Origin of the sequence: Streptomyces silaceus (assembly GCF_001419745.1) — a bacterium.
Lineage (GTDB): Bacteria > Actinomycetota > Actinomycetes > Streptomycetales > Streptomycetaceae > Streptomyces > Streptomyces silaceus.
The window spans coordinates 1-5,764 of the sequence record NZ_LIRJ01000162.1 but is presented as its reverse complement, the minus strand read 5'-3'; the positions used below and the strand labels follow the sequence as shown (position 1 = coordinate 5,764).

Sequence of the window (5,764 nt, the reverse complement as noted above, 5' to 3'; positions counted from 1 at the left end):
GGCCGGCGGAGCCGGGGCGAGCGGGGGGTTCGCGGGGTCTATGCCGATGGACGGGGCGACGAACTCCAGCTCGCGCAGGAGCGCCTGCGAGGAGCCCAGCGGGCCGCCGCCGGCGAGCAGCTCGTCGTTCGAGAGCGGGGCGGGGAAGTCCACGGGGACGTACGCGCCCGCGTGGTCGTAGTGCCAGACCAGGTGGGACTGCTGGGCCGTGGCGTCGAACATCTCCAGGAGCTGTTCGTAGTCACCGCCCAGCTCGTCGACCGGCGTGACCTCCAGGCCGCAGATCCGCAGGAGGTAGGCGCGGCGCAGGAAGTGCAGCGCGTCGTAGTCGAAGCCCGCGACGGGGGCCACGTCGCCGGAGAGTCCCGGCATGTAGGCGAAGACGGGAACGGAGGGGAGCCCTGCCTCGTGCAGCGCCTTGTCGTAGGCGGCGAGCTCCTCCGCGAACGGATTGTCGGCGCTGTGGCACAGCACGTCGACGAGCGGGACCAGCCACAGGTCGCAGGCCAAGAAGCACTCCTAGGGTCGGGTCGGACAGTGGACGGAGCGGGTGTTCGTAGCTGTGCGTTGCCCGGCGTGCTGGCAGCGTAGTCGTGCCTCAGGTCCTCTGACTGCCCCGGTGCAGGTCCCATATCCATACGCCGCCCACCCACTTTCCGCGACGGCCGACCAGCTCGTCCACGGTCTCGCGCAGTTCCGTCTCGTTCGGCTGCGGGGCGAGGACCAGGACGCCGGCCTTCCAGAACTCCAGGTCCTGGCGGGCGGCGAGGCGCCAGGCGGGCGTGATCTTCGGGACGCGGCCCACGGAACGGACGTCGCGCAGCAGGTTGGACGTGTTGCGGGGCGAGGGGCCGTAGATGCCGACGCGGTCCGGGCCCCAGGGGCCGTTGAAGTAGCCGCCGGGGATGCGGAAGCCCAGTCCCGCGGTGGTCTGCCAGTGCAGGCCCTCCGCGTTGGCGGGGTCGGGCACCGGGATCGGGACGAGCGTCTCGCCCTCGCCGAGATACTTCCGCCAGGTGCCGTCGGCGATGAAGGGCGGCACGTCGACCCGGTCCACGGTCTTCAGCGGCGCGGGCACGATCGGCAGCAGCGCGAGGGCGACGGCGGCCGGGCCGCCGTACCGGAGCGCGCGCTGCGGGGCGCTCAGCAGACCGGCGAGCGCCAGCGCGACCAGCATGCCGAGCGCCGGGGCGCACACCATCGCGACGCGCGACTCGATCACGGACTCGAAGAGCGGGCGGTCGGAGAGCAGCGCCCAGGGGCCCGGCAGGACGACGTCCGTCAGCGGGATGCGGAACTTCGGGCCGAGCGAGAGCAGCGCCGCCCCGACCACGGTGACGGCCAGCGCCTTGACGACGGCGCGCTCCCACAGGCGTACGACGATCGCGAAGGCCAGGGCGACGAGCGGCCAGCCGAAGAAGGCGTTCTGCTCGGTGGGGTTCATCGCGAGGGCGTCCGCGGTCTCCTTGGCGCCCGCGAGGGAGCGCTCCGCGAAGGAGATCAGGGCGAGCGGGCTGTTGCCCGCGTTGTCGCCGTGCAGGACGCTCTTGTAGCTCTGCGGGCCGAAGAACTGCCAGTAGAGCGGGAAGGCGACCAGCGGGACGGCGACCGCGAGGGCGATGCCGGTGCCGCGCGCGAGCGGCCGCCAGGCCTCCCTGGCCACGTCGGGGCGCACGGCCGCGTACGCGAGGGCGAAGACCAGCATGCCGAGCGCGGCGAGCAGCAGCGGCTCCTCGCCCAGGAAGACCTGGTACGTCACGCAGAGGCCGAGGACGACGCCGTCGCGTACGACGCGGGTGCCCGCGCAGAGCCGCAGCGCCCGCTCGATGATCACCGGGATCATGAACAGGACGACGAAGTTCGGGTGCGCGTTGGCGTGGCTGATCATCGGCGGCGCGAAGGCCGCGAGGGCCGCACCGACGGCGGCGGCGCCCCGGTGCGGGACGAGCCGGCGGCGGATCAGCCGGTACCAGGCGACGGCGGTGAGGGCGATGCCCCCGGTCATCGCCACGTTCAGGGCGACCGCGGGGCCCAGGAGCCAGGTCACGGGGGCGAGCGGGACGGAGAGGCCGAGCATGACCGTGTTGGCCATGAGGTTCACGCCGTCGGGCACGTTCTGGAGGGTGGTGAACAAAGGGTTCTGCAGGTGGCGGACGTTGTCCGCCGTCACCGCGAAGAACCACTCCCACTGGTTCTGGTCCTGCATCGAGTCCGGGATGTAGCGGTGGGCGGGTGCCACCCAGCGGCCCGCGTAGAGCATCACGGAGAAGGCGAGGAAGAGGAGCGCGACCAGGACGTCCGCGCGCCGGACCGAGCGGGCCTTGAGGGCGGTCAGCTCGGCGAGGACCTTCACGTAGTCCAGCGGCCGGACCTTCGATCCCTCCTGGTGGGACCAGCGGACGGGGACCTCGGCGACGGACCAGCCCGCCCGGCGGAAGTACTGCAGTATCTCGACGTCGGTGCCCCAGCCGCGCAGCCGGGCCGCGGCGAAGGCCTCACGGGCACGGTCACCGTCGAAGAGCTTGAACCCGCACTGGGTGTCGCGCACTCCGGGGACGGCGACCGAGCGTATGAGGAAGTTGCCGGTGCGGCCGAGGAGCTCGCGCAGGCGGTGCTGGTGCCGGTCGATGGTCGCGCCGGGCCGGGCGCGCGAGCCGATCGCGGCCTCGTGCCCGTCGCCGAGCGCCTTGTCGAGGAGTTCGAGCTCCTCGATGGGCGTGGCGAGGTCGGCGTCGGTGATCAGGACGCGGCGGCCGTAGGAGGCGAGGACGCCCAGGCGCAGGGCGTGGCCCTTGCCGCGGTTGCGGTCGCCGCTGACCAGGTGGATGCGGGGGTCGGCGGCGGACGCCTCGGCGGCGATCTCCGCGGTGCGGTCGGTGGAGCCGTCGTCGACGACGATCAGCTCCCACTCGCCCTGGTCGGTCGCCTCCAGGTGCTCCCGTATCGCGGCCAGGGTGGGGCCGAGGCGCCGTTCCTCGTTGTACGCGGGGACGACGACGGACAGGTCCATGCTCATGCCGCGGCCAGCCGCTCGATGAGGGACAGGGAGTGCGCGTTGTACTCCACGACGATCGCGTGGGCGGCGCACGGGTCGCGGCGCACCAGGGCGTCGACGAGTTCCGTGTGCCGGGACCACAGGACGCCGCGCAGGTCGCCGCCGCCCTGCTCGCTCCAGCGGCGCAGGTGGGTGACGGCGCAGACCCAGGACTTCACGCGCAGGCGGTGCAGGAAGTCGGAGAGGTAGGGGTTGCCGAAGAGGGCGCTGAGCTCGCGCCAGAAGCGGAGGTCGTAGCCGATCAGGACGGTGAGGTCGCCGGCGCAGGCGGCGCGGGCCGCCTCTTCGCCGCGGCGGCGCACGGAGAGCAGGGCGTCGGCCATGTCGCCGCGGTCGGTGCCGTTCTCCGCGAGGTCGCGGAAGATGCCGTCCGCGATGAGGCCGCGGGCCTCCAGCATGCCGCGGTAGTCGTCCAGGGTGTGCTCGTGGACGCGGAAGCCGCGGTGCTGGTCGGCGTCCAGGAGGCCCTGGGCGGTGAGGTTCACCAGGGCCTCGCGGACGGGGGTCGCGGAGACGCCGTACTGCTCGGCGATCTCCTTGACCGTGAACTCCTGGCCCGGCTCCAGTCTGCCCGCGAGCACCTCGTCTCGGAGGGCGTCGGCGATCTGCTGGCGCAGAGTGCTGCGGATGACGGCGGGGCCGTCGGTGCCGGGCATCTTTTTCCCCCGCGGAGTCTGGCGTGGTCGCCTTGCGTGCGTGGTCGTCTTGCTTATGAGCACGTCAGACTACGTGGTCCGGGTTCCCCGGGGCCGGGGCCTTCTTGATCGGCACCCGGCACCGGGGGGTGCGGCGCGGCGTCCCGCGCCGGGTATCCCGTGCGTTGCTCACGCCACGTACGCGTGCGCTGCTTGCGCCGTGTACGCGTACGTGGCCTACGCCGAGTACGCGTGCGCTGCCCGCACCACGTACGCGGGCGCCGTTACGCCGTGTACTCGTCCGCCACCGTCAGCGCGGCGTCCAGCGCCGACAGGCCCTCCTTCGCCTCCGCCTCCGTGATGGTGCAGGGCGGGACGACGTGGGTGCGGTTCATGTTGATGAAGGGCCACAGGCCGTTCTTCTTGGCCGCCGCGCCGAACGCCGCCATGGGCGCGTTCGCCTCGCCCGTCGCGTTGTACGGCACCAGCGGCTCGCGTGTCTCGCGGTTCCTGACCAGCTCCAGGGCCCAGAACATGCCGACGCCGCGCACCTCGCCCACCGACGGGTGGCGCTCGGCCAGCGCGCGCAGGCCCGGCTCGATGACCTGGGCGCCGAGGTTCGCCGCGTGGTCGACGACGCCCTCCTCCGCCATGACGTTGATCGTGGCGACGGCGGCGGCGCAGGCCAGCGGGTGGCCGGAGTAGGTGAGCCCGCCCGGGTAGGGCCGCTTGGCGAAGGTCTCCGCGATCTTCCCGGAGATGGCGACGCCGCCCAGCGGGACGTAACCGGAGTTCACGCCCTTGGCGAAGGTCATCAGGTCCGGCGTGACGTCGAAGAGGTCCGCGGCGAACCACTCGCCGGTGCGGCCGAAGCCCGCCATGACCTCGTCGAGGACGAAGACGATGCCGTACTTGTCGCACAGCTCGCGCACGCCCGCGAGGTAGCCGGGCGGCGGGACCATGATGCCCGCGGTGCCGGGCACGGTCTCCAGGATGATCGCGGCGACCGTCTGCGGGCCCTCGAAGACGATGGTGTCCTCGAGGTGCTGGAGGGCGCGCTCGCACTCCTGCTGCTCGGTCTCGGCGTAGAAGCGGGAGCGGTACAGGAACGGCGCCCAGAAGCGGACGACGCCCGCCGTGCCGTTGTCGGAGGCCCAGCGGCGCGGGTCACCGGTGAGGTTGATGGCCTGCTGGGTGCCGCCGTGGTAGCCGCGGTAGGCGGAGAGCACCTTGGGGCGGCCCGTGTGCAGACGGGCCATCCGGACGGCGTGCTCGACGGCGTCGGCGCCGGCGTTCGTGAAGAAGATCTTGTCCAGGTCGCCGGGGGTCCGCTCGGCGATGAGGCGTGCGGCCTCGGAGCGGGCCTCGACGGCGAAGGCGGGCGCGAACGTCGTCATCGTCGCGGCCTGTTCCTGGATCGCGGCGACGACCTTCGGGTGCTGGTACCCGATGTTGGTGTAGACGAGGCCGCTGGTGAAGTCGAGGTAGCGGTTCCCGTCGTAGTCCCAGAAGTACGAGCCCTCGGCCCCGGCGATGGCCGGCGGGTCGATGAGCTCCTGTGCGGACCAGGAGTGGAAGACGTGTGCGCGGTCCGCGGCCTTCACGGCGGCGCCGACCTGAGGATTCGGCTGAGGGGTCATGGGCCGAGCGTAAGTGTCCGCGAAGTGGACACGACATGGGCGCCTTGTCTGACGTGCGGAGCGGAACCCGACAGAGTGTCGTGCGGCAGGGCGGAGCGGTGTGCCCTACGCGGGCCGCGGTGGCCGACACCCTGCACGCTCCCCCGGCCCCGCACGGGTCCCTCAGTCGTCGTCCGTGTCCGGCACGACCTTCGCCCGCGGTCCGTCGTCGGTGCACCGGATCTCGTACGGCAGGTCGTCCTGCTCGTCGTCGTCCCCGGGCTCGGCCTCCAGGCGGGCCACGGCGGCGGGGCCGCGCTCCACGTCGTCGTCGATGTGGAACCCGTCGGCGGGGCTCCAGGAGACGAGGAAGACGGTGCCGTCGGGGCGGCACTCCACGGTGGCGGCGCCGCCCGTGAAGCGGACGGTGGAGCGCTCGGGGGTGGGCGTGGCGG

At 72.5% G+C, this 5,764-nt stretch carries 5 protein-coding genes; all 5 read right to left on the bottom strand.

The features are described from left to right. Window positions 1-510 (bottom strand): hypothetical protein (locus AOK22_RS16660; RefSeq protein WP_055699448.1); only part of this gene is annotated, 510 nt, incomplete at its 3' end. 88 nt (window positions 511-598) lie between these two features. Continuing rightward, window positions 599-3,016, bottom strand: coding sequence for a dolichyl-phosphate beta-glucosyltransferase (locus AOK22_RS16655; RefSeq protein WP_055699447.1), 2,418 nt, complete (start codon window positions 3,014-3,016; stop codon window positions 599-601). Further along, window positions 3,013-3,711, bottom strand: coding sequence for a GntR family transcriptional regulator (locus AOK22_RS16650; protein WP_055699446.1), 699 nt, complete (start codon window positions 3,709-3,711; stop codon window positions 3,013-3,015). Before AOK22_RS16650 ends, AOK22_RS16655 begins: the two co-directional genes overlap by 4 nt. 263 nt (window positions 3,712-3,974) lie before the next feature. Continuing rightward, complete coding sequence (locus AOK22_RS16645) at window positions 3,975-5,330, bottom strand: aspartate aminotransferase family protein (protein ID WP_055699445.1); 1,356 nt, start codon at window positions 5,328-5,330, stop codon at window positions 3,975-3,977. A gap of 162 nt (window positions 5,331-5,492) precedes the next feature. After that, the coding region (locus AOK22_RS16640) for a hypothetical protein (RefSeq protein ID WP_055699444.1) at window positions 5,493-5,764 on the bottom strand (272 nt) is incomplete at its 5' end.